At 54.7% G+C, this 25,334-nt stretch carries 24 protein-coding genes; 19 read left to right on the top strand and 5 right to left on the bottom strand.

Annotated features, from left to right (window positions below):
- The first annotated feature begins 16 nt into the window (after window positions 1-16).
- The 8 genes from ribBA to recX all read left to right on the top strand — a co-directional run bounded on the left by ribBA (window position 17) and on the right by recX (window position 5,969).
- Entirely contained in the window at window positions 17-1,174 is a 1,158-nt protein-coding gene (ribBA, locus tag DU000_RS06970; protein WP_114402625.1) for a bifunctional 3,4-dihydroxy-2-butanone-4-phosphate synthase/GTP cyclohydrolase II, read from the top strand.
- Window positions 1,175-1,176: 2 nt separating this feature from the next.
- Window positions 1,177-1,662 (top strand): 6,7-dimethyl-8-ribityllumazine synthase, encoded by a 486-nt coding sequence (gene ribH / locus DU000_RS06965; protein WP_114402624.1) that lies wholly within the window; start codon window positions 1,177-1,179, stop codon window positions 1,660-1,662.
- Window positions 1,659-2,087, top strand: a complete 429-nt coding sequence (gene nusB, locus DU000_RS06960; protein WP_114402623.1) for a transcription antitermination factor NusB — start codon at window positions 1,659-1,661, stop codon at window positions 2,085-2,087. Before ribH ends, nusB begins: the two co-directional genes overlap by 4 nt.
- Window positions 2,088-2,197: 110 nt before the next feature.
- Window positions 2,198-3,148, top strand: coding sequence for a thiamine-phosphate kinase (gene thiL, locus DU000_RS06955; RefSeq protein ID WP_114402622.1), 951 nt, complete (start codon window positions 2,198-2,200; stop codon window positions 3,146-3,148).
- 24 nt (window positions 3,149-3,172) lie between these two features.
- Window positions 3,173-3,667, top strand: a complete 495-nt coding sequence (locus DU000_RS06950; RefSeq protein ID WP_114402621.1) for a phosphatidylglycerophosphatase A family protein — start codon at window positions 3,173-3,175, stop codon at window positions 3,665-3,667.
- Window positions 3,664-4,215 carry a CinA family protein gene (locus DU000_RS06945; RefSeq protein WP_114402620.1) on the top strand — a complete coding sequence of 184 codons (552 nt, stop codon included), beginning with the start codon at window positions 3,664-3,666 and terminating at the stop codon, window positions 4,213-4,215. Before DU000_RS06950 ends, DU000_RS06945 begins: the two co-directional genes overlap by 4 nt.
- Window positions 4,216-4,358: 143 nt before the next feature.
- Window positions 4,359-5,459: a recombinase RecA gene (gene recA / locus DU000_RS06940; protein WP_114402619.1), complete on the top strand. Its 1,101-nt coding sequence runs from the start codon at window positions 4,359-4,361 to the stop codon at window positions 5,457-5,459.
- A gap of 51 nt (window positions 5,460-5,510) precedes the next feature.
- Complete coding sequence (gene recX / locus DU000_RS06935; RefSeq protein WP_114402618.1) at window positions 5,511-5,969, top strand: recombination regulator RecX; 459 nt, start codon at window positions 5,511-5,513, stop codon at window positions 5,967-5,969.
- An 85-nt stretch (window positions 5,970-6,054) separates the two neighbouring features.
- Here recX and gcvT read toward each other — a convergent pair whose 3' ends face one another.
- The 5 genes from gcvT to thiD form a co-directional block, all read right to left on the bottom strand.
- Window positions 6,055-7,233, bottom strand: coding sequence for a glycine cleavage system aminomethyltransferase GcvT (gcvT, locus tag DU000_RS06930; RefSeq protein ID WP_114402617.1), 1,179 nt, complete (start codon window positions 7,231-7,233; stop codon window positions 6,055-6,057).
- A 34-nt stretch (window positions 7,234-7,267) separates the two neighbouring features.
- The gene (locus DU000_RS06925; protein ID WP_338049457.1) at window positions 7,268-7,861 is read right to left on the bottom strand and encodes a GNAT family N-acetyltransferase; all 594 of its coding nucleotides are present in this window, start codon (window positions 7,859-7,861) and stop codon (window positions 7,268-7,270) included.
- Window positions 7,862-7,930: 69 nt separating this feature from the next.
- On the bottom strand, window positions 7,931-9,220 hold the full coding sequence (hemL, locus tag DU000_RS06920) for a glutamate-1-semialdehyde 2,1-aminomutase (protein ID WP_114402616.1): 1,290 nt from the start codon (window positions 9,218-9,220) through the stop codon (window positions 7,931-7,933).
- A 161-nt stretch (window positions 9,221-9,381) separates the two neighbouring features.
- Entirely contained in the window at window positions 9,382-10,071 is a 690-nt protein-coding gene (locus DU000_RS06915; RefSeq protein WP_114402615.1) for a thiamine phosphate synthase, read from the bottom strand.
- 9 nt (window positions 10,072-10,080) lie between these two features.
- Window positions 10,081-11,004 carry a bifunctional hydroxymethylpyrimidine kinase/phosphomethylpyrimidine kinase gene (gene thiD / locus DU000_RS06910; protein WP_205074027.1) on the bottom strand — a complete coding sequence of 308 codons (924 nt, stop codon included), beginning with the start codon at window positions 11,002-11,004 and terminating at the stop codon, window positions 10,081-10,083.
- Window positions 11,005-11,095: 91 nt separating this feature from the next.
- Here thiD and DU000_RS06905 point away from each other — a divergent pair, with 91 nt between their 5' ends.
- The 11 genes from DU000_RS06905 to DU000_RS06855 all read left to right on the top strand — a co-directional run bounded on the left by DU000_RS06905 (window position 11,096) and on the right by DU000_RS06855 (window position 25,327).
- Complete coding sequence (locus DU000_RS06905; RefSeq protein WP_192878441.1) at window positions 11,096-11,266, top strand: rubredoxin; 171 nt, start codon at window positions 11,096-11,098, stop codon at window positions 11,264-11,266.
- A gap of 274 nt (window positions 11,267-11,540) precedes the next feature.
- On the top strand, window positions 11,541-11,933 hold the full coding sequence (locus DU000_RS06900) for a response regulator (RefSeq protein WP_114402612.1): 393 nt from the start codon (window positions 11,541-11,543) through the stop codon (window positions 11,931-11,933).
- A 48-nt stretch (window positions 11,934-11,981) separates the two neighbouring features.
- Complete coding sequence (locus tag DU000_RS06895; RefSeq protein WP_114402611.1) at window positions 11,982-12,353, top strand: response regulator transcription factor; 372 nt, start codon at window positions 11,982-11,984, stop codon at window positions 12,351-12,353.
- 40 nt (window positions 12,354-12,393) lie between these two features.
- Window positions 12,394-12,954: a chemotaxis protein CheW gene (locus tag DU000_RS06890; RefSeq protein WP_114402610.1), complete on the top strand. Its 561-nt coding sequence runs from the start codon at window positions 12,394-12,396 to the stop codon at window positions 12,952-12,954.
- Between the two features lie 233 nt (window positions 12,955-13,187).
- Window positions 13,188-15,275 (top strand): methyl-accepting chemotaxis protein, encoded by a 2,088-nt coding sequence (locus tag DU000_RS06885; RefSeq protein ID WP_420812125.1) that lies wholly within the window; start codon window positions 13,188-13,190, stop codon window positions 15,273-15,275.
- Window positions 15,276-15,402: 127 nt separating this feature from the next.
- A complete protein-coding gene (locus tag DU000_RS06880) occupies window positions 15,403-21,303 on the top strand; it encodes a hybrid sensor histidine kinase/response regulator (protein WP_114402609.1) in 5,901 nt (1,966 codons plus the stop codon).
- Window positions 21,304-21,401: 98 nt separating this feature from the next.
- A complete protein-coding gene (locus DU000_RS06875) occupies window positions 21,402-22,040 on the top strand; it encodes a YqgE/AlgH family protein (protein ID WP_114402608.1) in 639 nt (212 codons plus the stop codon).
- On the top strand, window positions 22,040-22,483 hold the full coding sequence (gene ruvX / locus DU000_RS06870) for a Holliday junction resolvase RuvX (RefSeq protein WP_114402607.1): 444 nt from the start codon (window positions 22,040-22,042) through the stop codon (window positions 22,481-22,483). Before DU000_RS06875 ends, ruvX begins: the two co-directional genes overlap by 1 nt.
- Window positions 22,461-23,021, top strand: a complete 561-nt coding sequence (gene pyrR, locus DU000_RS06865) for a bifunctional pyr operon transcriptional regulator/uracil phosphoribosyltransferase PyrR (protein ID WP_114402606.1) — start codon at window positions 22,461-22,463, stop codon at window positions 23,019-23,021. The genes ruvX and pyrR overlap by 23 nt, the downstream gene beginning before the upstream one ends.
- Window positions 23,018-23,986: an aspartate carbamoyltransferase catalytic subunit gene (locus DU000_RS06860; protein WP_114402605.1), complete on the top strand. Its 969-nt coding sequence runs from the start codon at window positions 23,018-23,020 to the stop codon at window positions 23,984-23,986. Before pyrR ends, DU000_RS06860 begins: the two co-directional genes overlap by 4 nt.
- A gap of 48 nt (window positions 23,987-24,034) precedes the next feature.
- A complete protein-coding gene (locus DU000_RS06855) occupies window positions 24,035-25,327 on the top strand; it encodes a dihydroorotase (protein WP_114402604.1) in 1,293 nt (430 codons plus the stop codon).
- The last annotated feature ends 7 nt before the right edge of the window (window positions 25,328-25,334 follow it).

Here is a 25,334-nt window from a genome sequence, read left to right as displayed (position 1 = left end):
TCTGTGTGGAACGATAATGCCATCAACTGCCATTGCCGCCGTGCAAGAAATTATTGCTGATTTGCGTCAAGGGCGCATGGTCATTTTGGTCGATGAAGAAGACCGCGAGAACGAAGGTGATCTGGTCATGGCGGCAGAGTTCGTGACCCCGGAAGCGATTAACTTCATGGCCAAATATGGTCGTGGTCTGATTTGTTTGACGTTAACCGCAGAAAAATGTGCGCAATTAAACCTGCGCCCGATGGTGAGCAATAACCAAGCCCAACATGGCACCAATTTCACCGTCTCGATTGAAGCCGCGCAGGGCGTGACGACAGGTATTTCGGCGGCTGACCGGGCCCACACCATCCGGGTTGCCGTGGCGCGTGATGCCAAACCGACCGACATTGTGCAGCCTGGGCATATTTTCCCGTTGCGCGCCCAGCCCGGTGGGGTGCTCATGCGTGCTGGTCATACTGAGGCCGGCTGTGATCTGGCCGCGCTGGCGGGGCTCATGCCGGCCGCCGTCATTTGTGAGATCTTGAAAGAAGATGGCACCATGGCGCGGTTGCCCGATTTACAGCTTTTTGCTGCCCAGCATGAGCTAAAAATTGGGACCATTGCCGATCTGATTCACTATCGCAGCACCCATGAATCCCTGATCGAATGCATTGGTGAGCGAACCCTGACCGCCCCTTATGGTACGTTTCGCAGTCGCATGTATCGTGACACACCCAGCGGTGCTACCCATCTCGCGCTGATTCACGGACAACCACGCCCGGATCAAGAGACTTGGGTGCGCGTGCATGAACCTACCAGCTTGCTAGATTTATTAGAGCAGCAAGAAAGCACACACTCTTGGTCGATTCGCGCGGCAGCGCAATGTTTGCAGCATCATGCGGCAGGGGTCTTGATCTTACTGAATTGCAATCCCGGAGATGCCTTTTTACAAGAGCAGTTTCGCTACCTTGCTGCCACCCAGGCGACTGCCCCGCAGACCCCCAATGCCGCACTACGGACTTATGGTATTGGTGCGCAGATTTTGCGTGATTTACAGGTACGCCAAATGCGTTTATTAGCGCACCCACGTAAAATGCCCAGCATGCTTGGCTTTGATCTGCAAGTGACCGGATTTCTGTGCTACGACGATTGGTTATCACAACCACCACAGCAGACTACGACTGATAAGGAATAAATATGCCAATTACACTACCGCCCGATCTGGCTGGGGAAGGCTTACGCATCGGCATTGCGCAAGCCCGTTTCAATGAGTATGTCGGGACTGCCTTGCGGGAATCCTGCCTGGATCAGTTGCAGCGACTGGGGGTTAATCCTGATGATATTGTCGTCGTTAGTGTGCCGGGCGCACTCGAGCTGCCCCTGGCATTGCAAACATTGGGTGAGACGGGCGAATTTGATGCCTTGATTGCACTGGGGGCAGTGATTCGCGGCGAAACCTACCATTTTGAAGTGGTGTCCAATGAAAGTGCGGCGGGGATTCAGCGCGTCACCCTTGATTTGCAGCTGCCGGTTGCGAATGCCGTTTTGACTTGTGAAACCGATGCACAAGCTGAGGCCCGGATGCACGAAAAAGGGGCTGAGGCTGCCCGTGTCGCTGTAGAAATGGCGAACTTGACCCTGGCGATTCAAGAGCTAACACCAACGGATGAGGGGCAGCAATGAGTCAAAAAAGCGCACGTCGTCGGGCACGCGAGTATGCCCTGCAAGGGCTTTATCAATGGCTGCTCTCGCAGGAAGAAAGTGGGGTGGTGAACGCCCACATTCGTAGCACAGTGGGGTTCGAGAAAGCCGATAGTGGACACTTTGACCTACTTTTAAGCGGCGCCATCAATCAAGCGGAAACCTTGCGCGAGCTGTTTGGCCCCTTTATTGATCGCCCGGTAACAGAATTGAGTCCTGTCGAGCATGCAATTCTGTTGTTTGCGACTTATGAACTTGTCAATTGCGCAGAAATCCCGTACAAAGTTGTGATTAATGAAGCGGTTGAAGTCGCTAAGCAGTTTGGCGGCACGGATGGCTTCAAGTACGTGAATGGGGTGTTAGATCAAGTTGCCGCCCAAGTTCGCCCGCTTGAGTTTCGTAAATAACCAGGCGCTTCTTCTCTTGAGTCTACCCGAATCGTGCCGATACTCAATAACTCAATCTGCTTGAGCAGATATAACCCACAAAGAGATGAACTGTATCAATCGAGGAAGACATGGGGGAATTTGATTTAATTAAACGCTATTTCACGCGCAAGGTGCGCCGAGCACGGCTGGGCGTGGGAGATGATTGTGCGTTGATCGCGCCCATGCTCGATATGGATTTGGCGATTTCGACCGATATGCTGGTATCGGGTCGGCACTTTTTCCCGTTTATGGATCCGCGCAAGCTCGGCCATAAAGCGCTGGCGGTCAATTTATCCGATTTGGCCGCGATGGGCGCTGTGCCGCGCTATTTCACCTTGTCGCTAGCGTTGCCCAAAGCTGATGACGTTTGGCTTGAGAGTTTTAGTACGGGACTGTTTGAGTTGGCGGAAGCCTATTCTTGCGAGTTAATCGGTGGCGATACGACCAAGGGGGCGCTAACGATCTCGATTACCGTGATTGGGGAATCTCGTCGGCCTTTTGCCTTATTACGTTCCGGTGCGAAAGCGGGCGATGATATATGGGTCTCGGGTGAGTTGGGCGATGCCGCGTTGGCCTTACGGTTTTTTCAGAAAAAAGCCAAGCTCAGCGAGAGCGAATTCACCCGTGTGCGGCAAAAGCTCGAAACCCCACAACCGCGTATTTCCCTCGGTTTAGCCCTCAGGCCAATCGCCAGTAGCGCGATTGATATTTCTGATGGTTTAGTCGGCGATCTCGGTCATATCTTGACCGCCTCCGGTGTGGGTGCGCGGATTGATGTGGGTGCTATTCCCGTTTCGACCGCCTTGGCTGCCCAATCAGGCACCTTGCAATATCGCTGCGCCCTTGCAGGCGGAGATGATTACGAACTCTGTTTCACCGCCAGCCCTGAGCGCCGCGAAGCGATAGATCAACTTTCCTTGTCCCTGGGTTTACGCCTCACGCGGATTGGTGAAATTGTTCCCGAGGCCGGCTTGATGTTGCTGGATAAAGACGGCAACCCAGCCAATTTCTCCCTGCAAGCCTATGACCATTTTGCCTAGCCGCAATCCTATCGTCTAGCAATCATGGCTGCCATTCGACCCACATGGCGCTGGATTTGTCAGCATCCAGCACGCTGGCTGGCCTTTGGTGCTGGCGCTGGTTTGATCCGTCCGGCGCCGGGCACATGGGGCACTCTATTGGGATGGGCGGTCTTTGTCCTGATTGACCCATTCCTCACTACCCCGCACTGGTTCGGCTTGATTCTTGCGGCCTTTTTCTGCGGAATTTGGTTGTGTCGCACCACGAGCCATCACCTGCAAGTTAAGGATCATGGCGGTATCGTTTGGGATGAAATTGTCGCCATCTGGCTGGTTCTCTTGTTTCTGCCCCGCGATTTAATGTCTCAGGCCTGGGGTTTCCTTGCCTTTCGTTTATTCGATATTCTCAAGCCCCCACCGATTCGATACTATGACCAACACTGGTCCGGGGGGCTCGGCGTGATGTGGGATGACATTGTGGCCGCTGGCTACGCTCTGCTACTTTTGGCCGTGTTGCAACGGTTTGGCTTGTTCGCATGACTGCGCTCGTCATTCCGCCCTATGCGTCTAGCGACAGCACCAGTGTGAGCGCAGCCTTGGGCCATACGTTGCAGTCCTTGGGCGAGGAAATTACCGTGGCGGAATCATGTACCGGCGGATTATTGGCCGCGGCACTGACGGAGGTTCCTGGTGCCAGCCAATGGTTTGCGTGTGGATGGGTGGCCTATGCCAATTGGGCCAAACAGCAGGAATTAGGGGTTACCGCCACCCTAATCAGTGAGAATGGGGTGGTTTCCGGGGCCGTGGTGGAAGCGATGGCGCGTGGGGCCTGCCAGCAGGCACGGGCCCAACTTGGTTTGGCGATCAGCGGGATCGCGGGCCCGGATGGTGGCACACCCGGCAAACCAGTGGGCACGGTTTGGATGGCTGCGTACTACTTGCCGCGCTCTGCGCCAGATGCAACCCCCAGGGATTTCTTGCAGGTAGAGCAGCATCATTTCCCGGGAAACCGCACGCAAATTCGTCATGCCGCCGTCTTGGCGGCCCTTAATTTAGGGTTGACCCTACTCAACCGCGCCCATCAATGAGCCATTGACTAGGCGGTGCCTAGGTCATTGTGCGATGTTGTCGCATCATCTTCAGCGCCACCCTCGCCCATAAAATAACTGTTGTTTTGTACAGTATTTTGAATTAAGATGCAGAAATTGTTTATTCACTGACTGAGGAAATCATGGAAAAAGCCAGCGTCAATACATCCGAAAAAGCCAAAGCCCTTGCCGCTGCGCTTGCGCAAATCGAGAAGCAATTTGGCAAAGGCTCAGTCATGCGAATGGGTGAAAATGAAAGCCCGGAAGATATTCAGGTTGTGTCGACAGGGTCACTCGGGTTGGATATCGCGCTCGGCGTAGGGGGCTTGCCACGTGGGCGAGTGGTAGAAATTTATGGCCCCGAGTCATCAGGTAAAACAACCTTGACCTTACAAGTGATTGCCGAAATGCAAAAACTGGGTGGCACTTGTGCGTTTATTGATGCCGAGCACGCGCTTGATGTTCAATATGCGCAGAAACTGGGTGTGAAGTTGTCCGATCTCTTGATTTCTCAACCTGATACCGGCGAGCAGGCGTTGGAGATTGCCGACGCATTGGTGCGTTCTGGATCCGTCGACATGATCGTGGTGGATTCGGTCGCGGCGTTAACGCCGCGTGCTGAAATTGAAGGCGATATGGGGGATTCGCTACCGGGCCTGCAAGCGCGCTTGATGTCGCAGGCGCTGCGTAAATTAACCGCAACCATTAAGCGTACCAATTGCCTGGTGATTTTTATTAACCAGATCCGAATGAAAATCGGGGTTATGTTTGGTAGCCCAGAAACCACGACCGGCGGTAACGCCCTGAAGTTCTATGCGTCAGTCCGTTTAGATATTCGTCGGACGGGTTCTATTAAAAAGGGCGAAGAGGTGGTGGGTAACGAAACCAAAGTCAAAGTGGTTAAAAACAAAGTTTCTCCACCATTCAAACAAGCTGACTTTGATATTTTGTATGGCGAAGGGATTTCTCGCCAAGGCGAAATTGTTGATCTGGGCGCGGCTTGCGGGGTGATCGAAAAATCGGGTGCCTGGTATAGCTACAAAGGCGAAAAGATTGGCCAGGGCAAAGACAACTCACGCGAGTTTCTGCGCGAAAACCCCGCCTTGGCACAAGAAATTGAAAACCTGATTCGCCAACACTATGGGGTGCGGGCGCTGGCTCAAAGCGCCAGTGAAGATGCCGCAGCCAAGCCAGCTAAGTCAGAAAAGAATGACAAAGCGCTAAAGGCTGGCCCTGAGCTGTAATCTGTGCAGACTAAGACCAGTGGCTATTTTTTCCACTGAGCATCAATTTCTATGGCAACGCTGTCTTTAAAAGCACGGGCCGTAAGGCTGCTGGCTCGGCGCGAGTATAGCCAAGCAGAATTACGGCAAAAGCTCGGCCCGCATGCGGCGAACCCGGCTGAACTTGAGCAAGTGTTAGCAGCGCTGGCAGCACAGCAGTGGCAGTCAGATCAGCGTTATGTGGCCCAGCGCAGCCATACTCGTGCCCCTCGCTATGGGGCCCGCCGCATTGCTTTCGAATTGACGCAGGCTGGGATTGCCCCTGCCTTGGTGCAGGCAGAATTAGCCACGCTGGCCCAAAGCGAGATCACGCGTGCGCGGCAAGTTTGGCTCAAGCGTTTTGGCCAACCACCAGCGACGCCGCAAGAATATCAACGACACTCTCTTTTTTTGCTGAGGCGTGGCTTTACGCAGGATACCGTCCGCCGCGTATTGCGCACCCCCGCTTTCGATGCAGGCGACGAGAGCTAAACGTAGCGCTGGGTTGATCGTCCCGCCTGCATTGAGCGTGGTTGTCGCCCGAGCGACGCGCTCGTCACCCCTGGGCGCGTAACGCTTATGGAGCCCGATAGTAACGCTGTGGTACAAAGGGAGTTTTGCAGACTTGCATGGGCACAAGTTTGCCACGTACTTGCGCATAGAGGGTCTGTCCGACGCTCGCCATGGGTTGTTGCACATAGGCTAGCGCGATTGGCACGGCATGTCCTGCCGTTTCAGCCAGGCTCGGGCTAACACCGCCGCTGGTCACGCGCCCAATCACCTCCTGCTGGGCATTCAACAATAGGGTTCCTTCGCGGACGGGGGTTTTTTCTTGGGCGAGTAGGCCAACCCGTTTCTCTTGAATCTGTGTTGGTTGCGCCAGTTCTTGCATAATCACTGCGGCACCGGGGTATCCGCCCGGCCGACTGCCGTTTGCGCGGCGGGCTGGCGACAATGCCCAGCTCAGTGCGGCACTGGTCGGGGTTGTCTCAGGGCTCAAATCGTGTCCGTACAGGCAGAGCCCCGCTTCTAGACGCAGCGAGTCCCGTGCGCCTAGCCCAATGGGCGCCACCTCAGGTTGAGCTAACAAGGTCATCGCCAAAGCCATGGCTGCTGGCGCGGGTATCGAAATCTCGAAACCGTCTTCCCCAGTGTAGCCAGAGCGGGTCACAAAACAGGATTCTCCCGCAAGGGTAAGCACGCGGGCTGTCATAAAGTACCAGTCTTGGAATGGGGTGTCTGGGCAGAGCCGGGCCAGGACTGCCGCTGCTTGAGGACCTTGCAGCGCGAGTAGAGCATGCTCCTCCAGGACCTCGATCTCGACCCCGTGCAAATGTGTCTGCAAATGTTCGATATCTGCCGCTTTACACGCCGCGTTAACGACCAGGAAAAAATGATCGAGTGCCCGTGTGACCATCAGGTCATCCAGGATTCCCCCTTGCTCATTGGTAAAGAGCGCATAGCGCTGCTGCATAACCTGTAAGCCGAGTACGTCGATGGGCAGCAAGGTTTCCAAGGCAAGTGCCACACTTTCTAGTGTGGCACCAGGCTGCGGCCGGAGTTGAATCTGACCCATGTGGGAAACATCAAATAAGCCTGCCGCATGGCGGGTGTGGTGGTGTTCTTTCAAAATCCCGGCGGGATACTGCACCGGCATCTCGTAGCCTGCAAAGTTGACCATTTTGGCGCCCAGGTTGAGATGTAGGGTATGCAACGGTGTGGTGCGTAAGATGTCGGCGGCCAACAGGGAATTCATCAAATTTCCTTAGTGAGAGGGTGTGTCGAAACAATCAGGATTCTGCAATCTGGCGGATGGCATCGCCCGTAACTCGGATAATCCGCCATTCAGGCAAGACCTGGGCGCCCAGCGACGCATAAAACTGAATCGCCGACTCATTCCAGTCCAATACAATCCATTCAAAACGCCCCGCATTGCGCTGTTGAGCGATTTTAGCCACGGTTTGAATCAGGGCTTTACCATAACCCAGACCTCGGCGGCTCGGGACAACGAACAAATCTTCTAAAAATAAGCCGCGTCGTGATAAGAAAGTGGAGAAGTTAGTGAAATACATGGCGAAACCAACCGCTGTTTCTTGGGGCTTGCCTTGGCAATCCTGGCATTCCCAGGCGATCACGGCTTCAGCAGCGGGGCGTGAGCCAAACATCTCTGCGGCGAGCTTAGGAACAGAGATCTCAAGTTGGTGTTCTAGTTTTTCATATTGCGCCAATTGCTTAACCAGATCAACCAGAATCTCCGTATCAAAAACCGTTGCCGGGCGAATTTCAAGCTTGATCGCTTGGGCGCACGGTGCCATCTGTTGGGCTGTTTGTTGCGGTGTTGCCGGCCCTATTTCACCCTGTTGAGTTGGTTGGTCAGAGGTCACACGCGGCGGAACGGGCTGATAAAGCATGATTTAGGTGGGTATCACAGATAAAACATTAAAGACGGTATCTCACGCGCTGGCAAGGGTCGCAAATGCTTGCTCAGCAAGAGTCAGGGTCTGCGCAATCACTGCTTCATCATGTTGGATTGAGACGAATCCTGCCTCGTAGGCCGAGGGCGCGAAATACACGCCACCATCTAGCATCAGGTGGAAAAAGCGATTGAAGCGGGCAATATCGCTCGCTTGCACGGCTGCTAGGGTAGTCGGGATTTGCGCACTGAAATAGAGCCCAAACATCCCGCCTACTGCATCAGCAGAAAAGGCGATACCGTACTTGCCAGCCAGGCTTTGTAAGCCATTGATGAGGCTCTGGGTTTGCTGACTCAGTTGGGCATAAAATCCGGGCGCTTGTAATAACTTGAGGGTGGTGAGGCCCGCTGCCACTGCAACCGGGTTACCCGATAAGGTGCCGGCTTGGTACACACTACCCAGCGGAGCGATCGCCTGCATGATATCGGCCCGCCCGCCGAACGCGCCGACTGGCATGCCTCCACCAATAATTTTACCGAGTGTGGTTAGATCTGGGCGAATACCATAATGCCCCTGTGCGCCCTGCGGACCAACCCGAAAGCCAGTCATCACCTCGTCAAAAATTAACACGACCCCGTACTCATCACACAAAGCGCGTAAGCGTTGCATGTAGTCAGGGTTGGGGCGAATTAAATTCATGTTGCCGGCGATCGGCTCAATAATCACGCAAGCGAGCTGGTTGCCCTGTTCTGCAAATAAGGTCTCGAGTTGGGTCGGGTCGTTGTAGGCCAGGACCCGGGTGTGCTGCGCAAATTCAGGGGGCACGCCAGCAGAGGTTGGGTTACCGAAAGTGAGTAACCCTGAGCCCGCTTTCACCAGCAAGCTATCGGCATGACCGTGATAGCAACCTTCGAATTTCACGATTGCATGGCGTCCGGTAAAACCACGTGCGAGGCGAATAGCGCTCATTGTCGCTTCGGTACCAGAGCTGACTAAGCGAACCATCTCGAGACTTGGCAGGCAAGCGCACAGCAGTTCAGCCATCTCGATTTCCGCTTCGGTTGGTGCGCCATAGCTCATCCCCGTCGCCGCCGCAGCTTGGACCGCAGCAACTACTGCTGGATGGCTGTGGCCGAGGATCATTGGCCCCCAAGAGCCTATGTAATCAATGTATTTTTTATCATCAGCATCCCAGAAATAGGGGCCGGCAGCACGCGTAATAAACCGCGGGGTGCCGCCGACAGCACGAAAGGCGCGGACGGGTGAGTTAACGCCACCCGGGATAGTTTGCTGGGCACGTTCAAACAGCTGATGATTACGGGAAGTCATGCGGTTTCGTCTAAATCGAGTATGAATAAAGGGAGGCGCAAGCCAGGATGGGAAAGCGAGTGGGATGTGTCACCTCCCCGGTTTTTGTAACCTAAACGTCATTATAAGTGAAGCGCACTTCCAGAAATTGATTTTTAGCTGGATTAAGCGAGCGATAAGACTCAATCCAGGGGGCGCGTGGGAACAGATTGTTTGGGTTCGTGGCAATTGTCCCACGCCGCGCACCATGCCCGCGTTTGTGCGGCGGTATGCGTTGGCGGGGCGCTTAAATCAAACAGGGCGCTGATCACTGCAGTGGCATCGGCGCCCGCTCCTCGTAGGGCAGGCAGGTGAGCGTGGGTAATGCCCCCAATCGCGACACGCGGGACCCCTAGGTTGGCACTGGCTTGAAATAGGCTGAGCGCTGCAGTTTTGGCGAGGGGCTTGGTGGGGGAAGCATAGACGGCCCCAAAGGCAATGTAGTCGGCGCCAAGTTGAACAGCTTCTTGCGCCAAGGGGAGCGAGTCATAGCATGAGATCCCTAACAACCCTGACCAAGCGCGGCGAATGGTGGGCAGATCCCCATCTGTTTGGCCGACATGCAAGCCATCGGCATTTAGCTTTTGCGCCAGCGCCAGATTGTCATTGATGATAAAACATGCGTGGTGCGCTTGGCATAGACGCTGGCACTCCCGCGCCAGTTGTTCCTGGCGCAGGGGGGGGAGCTGTTTGTTGCGCCACTGTAAAAGCCGCCCTCCAGCCGTGAGGTAGGCGTCCAGATGGGCGAACAGGACATCAGCGTCTGCGGCTGTCGCTATGTCTGGGGTGATGGCATAGAGGCCTTGAATAGCGGTTGCTTGAAATTGACGCATAGGAATTAATTAGTTTGCAGGATGGCTTGCTGGTCGTTGTCGCGCCCAAAACAGACGATCGGGAATAGGCTGACCCATACCCAGTTGGAAACCATGCGACAGGGTTTGCCAAGTGTATTCCTGAGCTTCTTTGACGGCATCAGGAATGGCCAAGCCAGCGGCTAACAGGGCAGCAAGCGCGCTCGCCAGGGTGCAACCGGAACCATGATAGCTGGCTGGTAAGCGCTGGTAACGGAATTCTTGGACCAATCCTGCCGGGCCATAGAGCGTATTAATCACTTCTTGGCCAGGCTCGTGCGTGCCGGTGATCAAGACATACTCACAGCCACTCGCCAAAATCGCTTCAGCACAGACCGCCAGCGGTAGCGTGCTAAAGGCCTCCTCGGTCAGTGTCTGCTGAGCTCTTTCCATACTGACCTGGGCATTTTCGAGCAGCTGGTGCGCAAGCTGGCGAGCCTCCAAGCTATTGGGCGTGAGCACGGTAGTTTGTGGCAGTAGGAGTTCACACAAGGCGGCGCGTTGATCTTCATTGGTGATATTGTCGCCACGACCGGAGGCGAGCACGGGGTCAAGCACCATGGGGGTGTCGGGATAATCGGCAGCAATTTCAGCCACGGCCTGAATATTCTCGACATGACACAGCAATCCCACTTTAAAGCAATCGACAACCGTGTCTTCCAGTAGCAGGCGCGCCTGGTCTTCTAATAGCTCAGCGTCAATCGCTTCAACGCTTTCAACGCCCGCCGTGTCTTGCACCGTAACCCCGGTGACCACGGTAACGGCGTGGCATCCCATGCTGACACAGGCTAGCAGATCGGCTTGCAGGCCCGCGCCAGCGGTTGGGTCACTCGCGGAAAAGGTCATCACAACGGGGGGGCGGGGTAAACTTTGCATAGGAAACGGAAACCAAACTGAGGGCGGTAATAGGAACATCTGAGGTATCATCCGATTGTACACGCAGCAGCCAGAGATGCCGGTAATTCGGACTGTTGCGCGTGAGATCGACTAAAAATGAATGGAATGAGTGAGCATGAAAACTTGGATGTGTTTAATTTGTGGTTGGATTTATGATGAAGCGCAGGGCTCTCCCGAAGAAGGTATCCCCGCCGGCACACGCTGGGAAGATGTGCCGCCAAACTGGACTTGCCCCGAGTGTGGCGCGCGCAAGGAAGACTTTGAAATGGTCGAAATTTGAGCGCCCTGTTTCTCTGACTGACTTGCCTGGGCAGCGACTTACGCTCGTGCCAAGGCTGCATATCGGTCTAGCAGTACGGCTAGACCGACGGAATCACAACAGGGCCGACCGACAATCTTTGACCGCATTGAAAAGCCGTGGTTACAATGCCACAGACTATCGTGGAACATTGTCATGACCCGCTTAATGCCGGTCATGGTTTGTTTTTTGCTGACGCTAGTTATACACTCCAAGCATATCTAACAATTGTGGTCTCTCAAGTAAAGAGGTTCTCATGGCAGTTGTGCCAGAAATTGCCGGTTTAAAGGTCATGGTCATTGACGACAGCAACACGATTCGCCGTAGCGCAGAGATTTTTTTGACGCAGGCGGGTTGCAAGGTTATCTTGGCTGAAGATGGCTTTGATGCACTGGCAAAGATTACCGATCATGAACCTGACATCATTTTTTGCGATATTTTGATGCCTCGGCTAGACGGGTATCAGACTTGCGCTCTGATTAAAAAAAATGCAAAGTTTCAAGCTATCCCTGTGATTATGCTATCAAGCAAAGACGGGTTGTTTGATAAGGCGCGTGGTCGGTTGGTGGGGTCAGATGAATATTTAACCAAGCCGTTTACCAAAGACAGTCTATTGGCGACGGTGCGAGGGCACGCCCGGGCAGCCTGAGCGAGCCGGGTAATTTTTAGTTCTTATTTCATTGGCGAGAGTTAGCGTATGGCAGTCAAAAAAATTATGGTGGTGGATGATTCCCCAACTCAGCGATATTTCATGATGGATCTCCTGACCAAAAATGGCTTTAATGTCGTGGCTGTTGAGACTGGTGAAGAGGCGCTTGCCAAAGTCAAGCAAGAGATGCCGGACTTGATCGTTATGGATGTTGTCATGCCAGGCCAAAATGGTTTTCAAACGACACGGGCTATCACTAAAGATCCTGAAACAGAGAACATTCCGGTCATCATGTGTACCAGTAAATCTCAAGAGACAGACAAAATTTGGGGGTTGCGCCAAGGCGCGCGGGACTACCTTGTCAAACCTGTTGAGCCTGACGAGCTGATCAAGAAAATCAAGACTTTATTGGCTAGCTAAGCTGGGCTAGCGGCGCGAACAGTCGATAAATTGGGGGGTGATGGTGGTAGATTCTGGGCAAAACAAAGCGCTACAGCGCAATCGCAATGCGCTCCGCCAGACTCGATTACGGGAGTTTCAGGCTAACCTAGCAGAGCGCTTGCGTGTTGCGGCAACCACCCCCCAGGTCAATTCTCGTTTGGGCGTGCTCATTGGCGCACAGCGTTACTTACTGGATTTGTCCGAGTCAGGAGAAATTTCAAGCGTGCCAGAGCCGACTCCAGTGCCCATGACGCAGCCTTGGTTCAAAGGCTTGTTTAGTGCGCGGGGGAGTCTCTATACCATGATCGACCTAGCTCATTTCATGGGCGGGGACCCGACGCCGCTGGATAAAAACAGTCGAGTCTTGGCTTTGAATGACCGTTTGCAGTGTAATGCGGCAATTCTGGTGACGCGAATGTTGGGTTTGCGCAGTGTGGAAAAATTAACAGCGATTACGGTCGCCCCCGCTGAGCTGCCTTGGCTTGGCAATGTCTATGAAGACGGTGACGGTAATCAGTGGACTGAATTGTTGCTACAACAGCTGATTCATGATGAACGTTTTTTAGCGGTTGCAGCGTGATCTTAAGCGAATATCCACGCACTGGATATTGATTGATATATCAATTTGATTGGTAACCTACATCAGGTAAGAAGGAGACAAGAATGGCATTCAACTTAAAAGGCTTAAAGATGCCATGGCAAAAAAAAGCCACGGGTGCTGAGCTAGATCCGGTGTCGCTTGCCTTGCCCAGCCACACCCAAATGGATACCCAGAATCCCATGCCAGCGCAAGACCCCAATGCCACCTTGATCATGAAGGGCATGGAGCGTTTGACGGTGATGGAAATCCCGCTGTTGGGTAAAAAGCCGATTAACGTTCAGTTACGTACGCTGTCATTTGCGTTTTTGGGTGCGCTGCTGCTAGGTGGCGCGCTGGTTGTCTATGACTTGATTGTCTCTGGTAATAGCGCGATCTACGCGCAGATCACCGGTGAGTCTCTCATGCACTCACAGCGCCTAGCGAAAGCGGTGCCAACCGCCGTTCAGGGTAACCCTGACGCGTTTAAGCAATTGCGTGAAAGCCGGGATCAACTGGCCAGTCATTTGCAAGCGCTAACAGTCGGCGGTAATTATCAAAATACCTCGGTGCCGGCTGCTGGTGGTGCGCCAGCCCAAATTCTTGAGAAGTTAAACGAGGAATGGAAACGCACTGAGAAAAATGCTTCCTTAGTCTTGGACCAAGAGCAGGTGCTCACGAAATTCGGCAGCACACTCAAAACCCTTAACGAAACCAATCCGCAATTACTGGAATTGACCGAACAGGTCGCGGCCTTGAAGTTACAAGGTGGTGCAGGGCCCCGTGAAATTTCTGCCTCAGCGCAGCTTGTCATGTTAACGCAGCGTTTGGCTAAAAATGCCAACGAGTTGCTGGCGGGCGAGGGCGTTAGTCCAGAGACGGCTTTTTTGTTGGGTAAAGATACCAACACTTTCCGTGACTTGATTGAAGGCTTGAGTGCCGGGTCGGAAACGCTCCGGCTCTCCGCCGCACAGGGAGAAACCAAAGAGCGTTTGGATGAATTGCGCAAAAGCTTTGAGGAACTGCAGGGTTCGATCGGGCTGATTTTGAATAATTTGCCCAAGATTGTGACTGCCAAGCAAGCCGAGCAACAGGTTTTCCGTGAAAGTGAGTCTCTGCGTAAAACGATTGATGAATTGCAGGAAGCGTTTACCGCTCAGCGGCAAGGGGTATTGCGCCGTCTTTTGATTGCCCTCTGCGGGGTGCTGGCGATTCTCTCCGCCCTATTTATTGCTAAGTTATATCTCCAGGATTCACGTTTGCGTGCGGAAGAGTCGGAGCGTCAACGCCAAGAAGCGTCGAGTCGTGAAGAGGAGGCAAAGCGAACCAATGATCAAAACCAGGCCGCGATTTTGCGTTTGATGAACGAATTGCAAGAAGTGGCTGACGGTGACTTAACGGTTCAGGCAACGGTGTCGGAAGACATTACCGGGGCGATTGCTGACTCGGTGAATTACACGGTGGAGGAGTTGCGTAACCTGGTGGATCGTATTAACCGTGCGACTGAGCAGGTGTCTGAAGCGACAACGCTGGCCCAAGAAAACTCAACCCGACTCTTAGATGCTGCCGATCAGCAGTCGCGGGAGATTCGTGATACCGGTGAAGCGGTATTGAAAATGGCGCAGCAAATTAATGACGTTTCTGCTTCCGCTGCTGAATCTGCAAACGTTGCCCGACAGTCTCTGGCAGCTGCCGAGGAAGGAACGCGTGCGGTACAGAACGCCATTACCGGCATGAACGAAATCCGCGAGCAGATTCAGGAAACCTCGAAGCGTATCAAACGCTTGGGCGAGTCTTCACAAGAGGTGGGTGAGATTATCGAACTGATTTCTGACATTACCGAACAAACCAACGTCTTGGCGCTGAATGCGGCGATTCAAGCGGCTTCCGCTGGTGAAGCTGGGCGCGGCTTCTCGGTGGTGGCAGAGGAAGTGCAGCGGCTGGCGGAGCGCTCTGGGGAGGCAACGAAGCAAATCGCGGCCTTGGTTCGTACCATTCAAACCGATACCCAAGATGCGGTTTCTGCGATGGAAAAAAGCACGCAAGGGGTGGTTGAAGGGGCGAAATTGTCTGATGCGGCAGGCCAGGCGCTTGGAGAGATCGGTCGAGTATCCCGTCAGCTCGCCGAGCTGATTGAAAATATTTCTGCCAATACCTCGCAGCAGGCCGTTTCTGCCAGTGGGGTTGCACAGTCGATTGAACACATTTTGTCGGTTAATGAGCAAACCACCGAGGGGACACAGCAAACTGCGGGCGCGATTCGTCAGCTGGCGGAATTGGCGCAACAGCTTAAAAGCTCGGTGGCGCGTTTCCGCGTTTCCTGATTTTGCGAGCGCTGTCACTCTGAACTGACAACACGTGCTGTGGCGTAATCGGGTCGTCATGCTATCTTGGTGAATGACCCCCTTAAGCAGCTGGTCAGCATGCGCCTGACCAGCAAAGGAAAAAACAATGACCGAACAATACGGCAGCAATACCATGAGTTCCAGCATTGATACTAGCTCATTAGGATGGGTGTTAGGTGAGATACGCCAATGTCTGAGCCATTCCAGCCAAGCATTGCAGGCTTTTCGGGCACAAGGCGATACCGCGCAGTTACGCGTTGCGCGTACAGGATTGCACCAGGCGCATGGGGCTTTGCAAATTGTTGGCGTTGACGGCGTATCGATTCTCACCGAAGAGGTAGAACACCTATACGAGCAATTTGAAACCAACCCAGAAAGCTGCACCGATGCTGCGCAACAGGCTATCGAGCAAGCCTTTGCCGCGATTTTGGATTATCTGGATGAATTACAGCATGGGGGCAGTCACCACCCGCTACGTTTGTTTCCCTATTTTCGGGACTTGCTGGTTGCGCGTGGAGCAGATCGGATTCACCCCGCCGATTTGTTTTTCCCTGATTTGAGTTTGCGCCCCCCGAAGCAAGAGGGCGGTGTTTCACTCACCCCTGATTTGTTAGCGCGTGAGCGCGCGTTATTCGAGCGTGCGCTACTGCACTTTTTACGCGACAAGCACAATACGGAGGCGATTGAGCAGATGCTCGCGGCCGTGAGCGCGATCGAAGAAACGCAACGGGCTTCAGCGCAGCGCACTTTCTGGTGGGTCACCAAAGCCTTCCTGCAAGCGCTGCAGGAAAATGCGCTCCCTACTGATCTGAATGTACAGCGTCTGTGTGCCCGCATTAATTTACAGATGCGGCGTCTCTTGGACGAGGCTGCACCCGTAGCCGAGCGTCTGCTGAAAGACACCTTATTTTTTGTTGCGCGTTCTAATGCCCGTCACCCACTGGTTGACGAGGTTAAAGCGATGTATCGGCTACAAGGCATCGTTCCAGAAGATTTCGAGAATGTGCGTTATAGCAAGACAGATGCGCAGCTTGCCAGCCAGTTTCATGATCGCTTAGAAACCGCGAAACAAACATGGAATCGTGTGGTTGGGGGCGGTCAAGCAGAAATCAAAGCCTTTGGCGATGAGATGACTGGCTTGCAAAAAGTGGCCCAAACTATGCAACATCCTGGTGTTGCTCAACTTACCGAAACCCTGCAGAACGTTGCAACTCAGCTCTTGCAGGCGCACAGCAGCCCTTCTGATGCGCTCGGCCTGGATGTGGCGACTGCCTTATTATTTCTCGAGACAGCGGCCACGCAACACGATCCACAGTTGGATACACGGGCAGAGAAATTGGCGCAGCATGTTCAGGCTGTTGCTGCGGGTCAGCCCGTGGCCGATGAGCTGGAATGGTTGAGCGACATTTCGCGACGCGCTCAGGAGCGCGTGTCATTGATTGGCGTCGCCCGCGAGATTCAACATGCTTTGAGTGAAAACGAGAAGCTCATCGACAACTACTTCCGCGATACAACGCAGCGTGACCCCCTTAGCCAATGCCAGAATGGCCTAAACCAAGTGATTGGTGCGTTCAGTGTGCTCGGTCAACCCGCAGCGGTCGATTTAGCCCGCCAGTTACAACAACAATTGCAGGGATTCGTCGAGCAAGCCGAGGTGCCACCGCAAGCCGTATTAGAAAACTTTGCGCAAGCATACGGCGCACTCGGCTTCCTGACTGAAAGTATCCTGCATCATCCTGAGTCGGTGAATCAAGCCTACGAATATGATTCTGCCCGCTACAAGTTTACCCTACCAGCCAATCCTGTCCCTTTTGACTCACTGACATCGTCTGCGGGCGCGGTGTCAGCTTCGGATGACGAACTCGCGTTCGTCGCCGATAGTCCCGTTCAGGTTGCGCCACCGGCTGATATCACGCCGCTCGTTGCTGACATTGCCGAGTCAACCGCAGCAATCACCGATGCGCTGCTTACCCTTACGCAAGCGTCGCCACCACCGACGATTACCCCAAAAGGTTTGGTTGGAGTCATTGAATCCAGTGTTGCCCATGCAGTCCCTATGCCCAGCATTCCCACCTCACAAACTGAAATCGATGCTGAACTGCTAGAAATCTTTCTGGGTGAGGCAGAGGAGGTGTTAGAAACCATTTCTCAGGCCCATCAAGTGTGTGAGAAGACGCCGACGGATCAGGAGCAACTCATCCTGATTCGGCGTGGTTTTCATACCCTCAAGGGGTCGAGCCGGATGGTGGGGTTAAATCCTTTTGGCGAAGCAGCATGGGCGTTAGAGCAAACAATGAATGCCTGGTTGGCCGATCGTCGCGCAGCAACCCCAGATTTGTTGGCGATGATCAGTCAAGCTCAGCAAGCACTGGCAGATTGGGTGCGGGATTTGCAGCAACACAATGGCCAGTCTGCACAAACACCGGATGCCCTGATTGAATTGGCCCGCCGTGTCCGTGCCGGGGAGCCATTAGCGCAATCCGCTACCGTGTTAGCCACAGCAGACAGCCCAGCAGAGAGCCAAGAGATAGATGTCTTAGCGCTAGACCCCTTGGTGCCGGAAGCCGTCGTAGAAGAAATTCGTTTTGACATCCCGCTAGAAGCGACACTGCCCACGCTCGCGGAGCAAGATAGCGCTGCCAATCTAGCGCTCCCCCTGCTTGAGGAACCCCTAGAGGCCTTAGCACTGGGCGCACTGGAGACTGTCGAGCCCCACGCCGAAGACCCCTTGCTTGATGCCACTGTGCCCAGCCTGGATTCTACGGAAACCGAGTCCGAGCCGGCGGATCTGCCTGCTGAGACCGTGCCTCCTCCAGTGGCTGAGATTATTTCTCTCGTCCCGCCTGAGCCTGCGTCTGTGCCGAAAGATGATACGGTTTATGTGGGTGACATGCCCGTTAGTGCGCCGCTCTACAATATTTTCCTGACTGAAGCCGATGACTTGGTTCGTCAGATTGAGCGCGATTTTGCTGAGTGGCGCCACGAAGACCGCAGCCCCTCGTTCCTCGCGCAGCGCAGTGTTCACTCCCTGGCGGGGATCGCTGCAACAGTGGGTTTCAAAGACCTACGCAGTGTTGCTGCAACCTTTGAAGATTGCTTGGCACTTGTTGCGCAGCAAGACCTGCGACCTACACCCACAGAGCATCAACGCTATGCGGTGATCCTCGATGAAATCCGGGCCATGCTGCAACAGTTTTCTGCCGGGGTGCTTCCCCCAACGCCTGTCGCCTTGCTGGAATCTTTGCGGCAGTGGCGCACCGAATTACATGAGCAAGCAAGCCAAAAAACCAATAGCCTGCAGGCTGAAATAGAGAAATCGGCAGCACGCCGGGCTGAAGAGTCGGCCCAAGCAGCTGATGAAATCAGTGCGGTAGTGGTCGACAGCGGTGAATCCGCCATTGATCTATTAGCGGCGGCCCATCTTGAGCAGACTGCTCCGCTGCCTGCGCCGGGTGTTGAAAGTGTGTCGACTGCGTCTACGCCCGAACCCGATACCGCAGAAAGCCTTAGTGAGCCAGCGCTCAGCGCACCACTACCTGCTGCGGCGACATTGGCAGAAATCAAACTGCCTGACGAAATTCAAGATGATATAGATCCAGAGTTGTTGGTCGTGTTTGTGGAGGAAGCCAACGACTACCTGCCAGAGATCGGTGCGACGCTGCGCGCATGGCAGGCACAGCCTAATCAAGGCCAATATCCTCAGTCACTCTTGCGTCAATTACACACCGTCAAAGGCAGCGCCCGCATGGCAGGCGCGATGCGCCTGGGGCAACTCATCCATGATATCGAAACCCGCGTTGAATCTGTATCTGGTTTAGCGAACATCCCCCCGGGTATCATTGACGACTTGCTGAGCGCGCACGATCAAACCCTACATTTGTTTGAGCAGCTCCAACATCCCGCTGCAACGAACACAGTGACACAAGAGCAAGCTGCGCCACTCGCAGACCTTATAGAGCTTGATGCACCCGTAGCCCCAGTTGCGGCGAATGATGCAAATGTGTCGCCACTCACAGCAGAAACCGTTGCACTCACGCCGGTCCTATCGCCGCAGAGCTTTGCTGGTCTGACACCTGCCGCGCGTGCGCCCGTTGCTGCAACCGCTGGTACTGCATTACAACCCCAAGTGCGGGTGCGCGCTGATCTGCTTGATCGGCTGGTGAACCAGGCGGGTGAGGTCAGTATTGCTCGCTCGCGGGTTGAAAACGAAGTCAATACCTTACGCGGTGCCTTAACTGACTTGACCGAAAACGTCAGCCGCTTGCGCAGTCAATTGCGTGAAATTGAGATTCAAGCCGAATCTCAAATGCAATCACAATTGAGTTTCGTGCGCGAGCGTGAAGGCCAATTCGACCCCTTGGAGTTTGATCGCTTCACCCGCTTCCAAGAGTTAACGCGGATGATGGCCGAATCCGTGAATGACGTCGCGACGATTCAGCAAAACTTGGTTAAAGGGGTCGATAAAGCGCAAGAAGGCCTGTTAGTGCAAGCCCGCAATGCGCGTGAACTCCAGCAAGACCTGATGAGCGTTCGCATGGTGCAATTCGGCTCGATTGCTGAGCGTTTGTATCGTGTGGTTCGGCAAGCGGCGAAAGAACTTGATAAGCGCGTAAACCTCGATATTCGTGGCGGTAACGTTGAATTGGATCGTGGGGTGCTGGAACGCATGGTTGGCCCCTTTGAGCATCTCTTGCGTAATGCGGTGGTGCATGGCATTGAAAGCCGCGCTGATCGCGTCGCAGCAGGGAAAGCAGAAACCGGCGAATTGCAAATCGAAGTGCGTCAAGAAGGTGGCGAAGTGGTGCTCACCTTCATCGACGACGGGGCTGGTCTCAATGTAGGCAGAATTCGCGAACGCGCTCTTACACTGGGCTTGCTCACCGAAGAGCGCGACATTACTGACCGTGAAGCCGCCGATTTCATTTTCACGCCCGGGTTCTCAACCGCCAGCGAAGTCACCGAACTCGCAGGTCGTGGCGTGGGGATGGATGTCGTCAAATTTGAAGCTGCAGAACTCGGTGGTCGGGTTGGCCTCGATTTCACCGTCGGGGCTGGCGCCCGCTTTACGATTCACTTGCCACTCACGCTCGCGGTCACTCAAGTGGTGCTCGTGCGTGTGGGTGAAAAAGTCTATGCGCTGCCTTCCGTGCTCGTCGAGCAGGTTCAACAGCTCAAGCCACAAGCATTGGCAAATGCCTATAACGCCGGCGTCGTTGAATGGCTGGGTGAAAAAGTCGCGGTACGTTATCTAGCCACGCTGTTGGGTGACTTAGCCCAACATCCCATGGCGCAGCGTTACTCTCCCCTGATTATTCTGCGTTCCGGCATCCAGCGCCTTGCCTTGCATGTCGATGAAATCGTCGGTAACCAAGAAGCGGTGGTGAAAAATATTGGCCCACAAGTGGCCCGCGTGCCAGGGGTTGCCGGCGCGACCGTCATGGGGTCTGGAGAAATTGTCTTGATTCTCAACCCGGTGCAACTTGCGGAGCGTAGTCAGGCACACGCCGTCAACCCGACCTTACTGCAGGTTCAACCCGATGGTTCCGTGGCCGCGCCCGGCGCGATTGCAGAGGTACAGCAGAATAGTGCGACGACCAAAGTGCAGGGGCTCAACACCGTTCCTACCATCATGGTTGTCGATGATTCTCTCACCGTTCGTCGCGTCACACAGCGACTCTTACAGCGTGAGGGCTATCAAGTCCTGTTAGCCAAAGACGGGGTGGACGCGCTACAGCAAGTTCAAGAGAGTACGCCCGATGTCATGTTGGTGGACATTGAAATGCCGCGTATGGATGGCTTTGACCTAACCCGTAACATTCGCAGTGATGAGCGCCTGAAAAATGTGCCTATCATCATGATTACCTCGCGCACCGCCGAGAAGCATCGTAACTATGCCCTATCTATTGGGGTGAATGTTTACCTGGGTAAGCCTTACCAGGAGCCCGAGCTGTTGCAACACATTGGCGAATTTGTGGGAGACCGTAAACCCAAAGTCGTCCATGCCTAAACAGTTCGGCACGCCCACCCTAAAAAAGCGCCCTTTCTGTGGCGCTTTTTTATTGCTGGCAGACAATAGCGGGAGCCAGAATGGTTAAAATAAGCCTTATGAATACCAAGTTCCTTACCTCTCCCTCATTTGATTTACCGCGTCCGGATCTTGACCAGCCGGAGGTTCCTTTCAGCTCCTTCAGTCGCCACCTCTTGATTGCGATGCCAGACATGCAAGACTCACAGTTTGCAGGCAGTGTCATCTACTTGTGTGAGCATGATGCGCGTGGCGCATTAGGGGTCATGATTAACCACCCCGGCGACCTAAAACTGGGGACGTTATTCGACAAAATCGGTTTGAAACTGGAGATCGCGCCTTTGCGTGATACGCCAGTATTGATCGGTGGGCCCGTGCAGTCTGAGCGTGGGTTTGTCCTGCATCGTCCGGTTGGGCGCTGGAGCTCGACCCTGGTGATTGACGACGATATTGGGCTGACCACCTCAAAAGATATATTAGAAGCCTTACCCACAGGGTATGGCCCAGAAGAAATGCTGGTCACCCTCGGTTATGCCGGTTGGAGCGCGGGGCAACTGGAAGCTGAAATTGCGCAAAACGCCTGGCTTACCGTGCCCGTGAATGCTGAGCAAGCCAGCCAGTTACTTTTTGCGACCTCCACCGAACAGCGTTTGGCAGCCGCTTACCGGCTGCTAGGCATTGACCCACTGATGCTCTCTAGCCAAGCGGGGCACGCCTAATGGCGATTGGCGATGTGGCCATACCTGCTTCCAGTGAGCGCGCTGCGCCAGTCGCACAGACTTACCTGGCATTTGATTTTGGCACTGCCCGGATTGGCGTCGCAGTGGGCAACAGCCTGACTCACAGTGCCCAGCCCTTAGAAATTATTGCCACCGAGGCCAATCAGGTCCGATTCGCGCGCATCGAAGCCTTGCTCCGCGAGTGGCAGCCCAACCACTTGATCGTTGGCCGGCCGCTCTACCCGGATGGAACTGCTCACGAAATGACTGCACGCGCAGACAAATTTGCCCGCCAACTGTCGGGTCGTTTTGGCTTACCGGTGAGTTGTGTCGATGAACGCTACAGCTCGGTCTGTGCCGACACCACCGCCAAGCATGTTGATGCTCATGCTGCCTGTTTACTACTGGAACAATTTTTCCATGAAAAACGTCACCTTACTTGATGCCGAATCGCTATACGACAATCTGAAAACCCAGCTTAGCCACAACCTCCAGGCGCGCCTGGAGAGCATGCCTAGCAGAGAAGATCAGGCACATCAGCAGATCGGGCTGATTGGGATCCATACGGGTGGCGTGTGGTTGGCAGAACGGCTTCATCAAGACCTACGCGCAAGCTTCCCGCTTGATGCCGAGATCGGTAAAATTGACAGTGCCTTTTACCGCGATGACCTCAAAGCCCGTGGCTTAAGGCCGAATGTTCAGCCCTCGTATCTCCCATTTAGCACTGCGGACAAACACCTGATTCTGATTGATGACGTGCTCTACACCGGGCGGACGGTGCGTGGTGTTTTGAATGAAATTTTTGATTACGGTCGTCCCGCCTCTGTCACCCTAGCGGTACTGGTCGATCGTGGCGGCCATCAGCTCCCTATCCACGCCGAATTGGCTGGTGCGCGGATGGCCTTGCAACCCCAGCAGAGCCTGGTGCTGGCGCGCTCACCTGAATACACTTTCACCCTCACCTTAGAGGATGCCGCATGAAACACCCCCAACTCAATCAAGCTGGCGAGTTGACGCACCTGCTCACCCTAGAAGGGCTACCCAAAAGGATTCTGCTACAGATACTCGATACCGCGGCTTCCTTCCTGACGGTTAACCAGCGTGAAGTTAAAAATGTTCCGCTGTTGCGCGGGCAATCGGTGTTTAACCTCTTTTTCGAGAACTCCACGCGCACCCGCACCACCTTTGAAATCGCGGCCAAGCGCCTGTCGGCCGATGTGGTGAATCTCGATGTCAGCACCTCTAGCACCGCGAAAGGTGAATCCCTACTCGACACCATTGATAACCTGGCGGCCATGCAAGCCGATACCTTTGTGGTTCGGCATAGCCAGAGTGGCGCGCCATTCATGATCGCTCAGCATCTCAATAAAACCGGCCAGCAGCATATTCATGTTATCAATGCAGGCGATGGGCGGCACGCGCACCCCACGCAAGGTTTGCTCGACATGTACACCATACGCCACTACAAAAAAGACTTCACTCAACTGCGCGTGGCGATTGTCGGCGACATTCTGCATTCTCGGGTGGCGCGCTCTGATATTCATGCCTTAACCACGCTCGGGGTGCCGGAAATCCGCGCGATTGGCCCGCGTACCCTGGTGCCGAGTACCCTAACCAGCATGGGGGTTCACCTCTACACCGACATGGCCGCTGGGCTGCGCGATGTTGATGTAATCATCATGCTGCGGCTACAACACGAACGCATGCGCGGTGCCTTGCTGCCCTCGGCGGGCGAATATTTCAAACACTATGGCCTCACCCCCGAAAAACTCGCCCTCGCCAAACCAGACGCAATCGTGATGCACCCTGGCCCGATGAATCGTGGGGTTGAGATCGACTCGGCGGTGGCCGATGGCCCGCAATCCGTGATTTTGCCGCAAGTCACGTTTGGCATTGCCTGCCGCATGGCGGTAATGAGCATTTTGGCGGGCAATACCAATACTTAAAGCCTCTCAAGACCAACACTTGCCGCTAGAAGCGTGGAGACAGACAAGATGAATGTTCAGATTAAAAATGGCTGGGTCATTGATCCCTCGCAACCCCTCTGTGCGCAACATGATCTCTATCTGGCCAACGGTAAAATTGCCGCACATGGCGCGGCGCCAGCCGGCTTTCACGCTGACCTCGTGATCGATGCGCAAGGCCAAGTGGTCGCCCCTGGCTTGGTTGACTTGGCGGCCCGCTTGCGTGAGCCTGGGCAAGAATATCGCGCTACCCTCGAATCCGAAATGCAAGCCGCCGTCGCCGGTGGTGTGACCAGCCTGGCTTGCCCCCCTGATACTGATCCCGTACTCGATGAACCCGGCTTGGTTGAAATGCTCAAACACCGCACCCAACAGCTGGCGCAAGCGCAGGTTTACCCGGTGGGGGCGCTCACTGTTGGGTTGCAAGGCAAACAACTCACCGAAATGGCCGAGCTCACCGAAGCCGGTTGTAAAGCGTTTTCGCATGCCGATGCGCCCCTGGGTGATTTACAAGTGTTGCAACGCGCGCTGCAATATGCCAAAACCTTCGACTACCCGGTTTGGCTCAGGCCCCAAGAAGCCACCCTAGCACACGGCGGGGTCGCCCACGCCGGCGCGCTTGCCAGCCGCATGGGCTTGTCGGGCATTCCAGTTAGCGCTGAAACGATTGCCCTGCACACCTTGTTTGAGCTGATTCGGCAAACCCAGGCGCGTGTTCACTTATGCCGTTTATCATCGGCCGCTGGCATTGAGCTCGTGCGCCGGGCTAAGGCCGAAGGCCTGCCCGTCACCGCCGATGTTGGCATTCACCATGTGCATTTGACCGATATGGATATTGGCTACTTTGACCCCCAAGCCAAGCTCATGCCACCACTGCGCGAACAGCGGGATCGTGATGCCATTCATGCCGGTCTGCGCGATGGCACCATTGATGCCATTTGCTCCGACCACACCCCCGTAGATGACGACCAAAAAGCCCTGCCTTTTGGCGAAGCCGAAGCGGGCGCCACGGGGTTAGAGCTGCTCCTGCCGCTTAGCCTGAAGTGGGGCAGCCAAGCGCAGCAAGGCCCGGCTGCCTGGGCCACTGCCCTCGCACCCATTACCCATCAGGCAGCGCGCATACTCGGTTTGCCTGCGGGCACTTTGCAACTTGGGGCACGGGCTGATATTTGTATTTTTGATCCCCACGCCAGTTGGACCGTGCAGCCCAGTGAGCTTGTCAGCCAGGGGCGTAATACGCCATTTTTGGGTTACGAATTGCAGGGCCGTGTCACCCATACGCTGGTAGAAGGTCGAATCGTGTTTCAGCGCAAGCAGCACTAACCCGAGG

It is taken from the genome of Parvibium lacunae (assembly GCF_003335215.1).
GTDB classification, from domain to species: Bacteria; Pseudomonadota; Gammaproteobacteria; order Burkholderiales; family Burkholderiaceae_D; genus Parvibium; species Parvibium lacunae.
This window is presented reverse-complemented; position numbering and strand designations above follow the sequence as displayed.

Excerpts from the sequence above, each read along its gene's own strand:
- ribBA (WP_114402625.1), top strand. The coding sequence starts at position 17 with ATGCCATCAACTGCCATTGCCGCCGTGCAAGAAATTATTGCTGATTTG.
- ribH (WP_114402624.1), top strand. The coding sequence starts at position 1,177 with ATGCCAATTACACTACCGCCCGATCTGGCTGGGGAAGGCTTACGCATC.
- nusB (WP_114402623.1), top strand. The coding sequence starts at position 1,659 with ATGAGTCAAAAAAGCGCACGTCGTCGGGCACGCGAGTATGCCCTGCAA.
- thiL (WP_114402622.1), top strand. The coding sequence starts at position 2,198 with ATGGGGGAATTTGATTTAATTAAACGCTATTTCACGCGCAAGGTGCGC.
- DU000_RS06950 (WP_114402621.1), top strand. The coding sequence starts at position 3,173 with ATGGCTGCCATTCGACCCACATGGCGCTGGATTTGTCAGCATCCAGCA.
- DU000_RS06945 (WP_114402620.1), top strand. The coding sequence starts at position 3,664 with ATGACTGCGCTCGTCATTCCGCCCTATGCGTCTAGCGACAGCACCAGT.
- recA (WP_114402619.1), top strand. The coding sequence starts at position 4,359 with ATGGAAAAAGCCAGCGTCAATACATCCGAAAAAGCCAAAGCCCTTGCC.
- recX (WP_114402618.1), top strand. The coding sequence starts at position 5,511 with ATGGCAACGCTGTCTTTAAAAGCACGGGCCGTAAGGCTGCTGGCTCGG.
- gcvT (WP_114402617.1), bottom strand. The coding sequence starts at position 7,233 with ATGAATTCCCTGTTGGCCGCCGACATCTTACGCACCACACCGTTGCAT.
- hemL (WP_114402616.1), bottom strand. The coding sequence starts at position 9,220 with ATGACTTCCCGTAATCATCAGCTGTTTGAACGTGCCCAGCAAACTATC.
- DU000_RS06915 (WP_114402615.1), bottom strand. The coding sequence starts at position 10,071 with ATGCGTCAATTTCAAGCAACCGCTATTCAAGGCCTCTATGCCATCACC.
- thiD (WP_205074027.1), bottom strand. The coding sequence starts at position 11,004 with ATGTTCCTATTACCGCCCTCAGTTTGGTTTCCGTTTCCTATGCAAAGT.
- DU000_RS06900 (WP_114402612.1), top strand. The coding sequence starts at position 11,541 with ATGGCAGTTGTGCCAGAAATTGCCGGTTTAAAGGTCATGGTCATTGAC.
- DU000_RS06895 (WP_114402611.1), top strand. The coding sequence starts at position 11,982 with ATGGCAGTCAAAAAAATTATGGTGGTGGATGATTCCCCAACTCAGCGA.
- DU000_RS06890 (WP_114402610.1), top strand. The coding sequence starts at position 12,394 with ATGGTGGTAGATTCTGGGCAAAACAAAGCGCTACAGCGCAATCGCAAT.
- DU000_RS06885 (WP_420812125.1), top strand. The coding sequence starts at position 13,188 with ATGAAGGGCATGGAGCGTTTGACGGTGATGGAAATCCCGCTGTTGGGT.
- DU000_RS06880 (WP_114402609.1), top strand. The coding sequence starts at position 15,403 with ATGACCGAACAATACGGCAGCAATACCATGAGTTCCAGCATTGATACT.
- DU000_RS06875 (WP_114402608.1), top strand. The coding sequence starts at position 21,402 with ATGAATACCAAGTTCCTTACCTCTCCCTCATTTGATTTACCGCGTCCG.
- ruvX (WP_114402607.1), top strand. The coding sequence starts at position 22,040 with ATGGCGATTGGCGATGTGGCCATACCTGCTTCCAGTGAGCGCGCTGCG.
- pyrR (WP_114402606.1), top strand. The coding sequence starts at position 22,461 with ATGAAAAACGTCACCTTACTTGATGCCGAATCGCTATACGACAATCTG.
- DU000_RS06860 (WP_114402605.1), top strand. The coding sequence starts at position 23,018 with ATGAAACACCCCCAACTCAATCAAGCTGGCGAGTTGACGCACCTGCTC.
- DU000_RS06855 (WP_114402604.1), top strand. The coding sequence starts at position 24,035 with ATGAATGTTCAGATTAAAAATGGCTGGGTCATTGATCCCTCGCAACCC.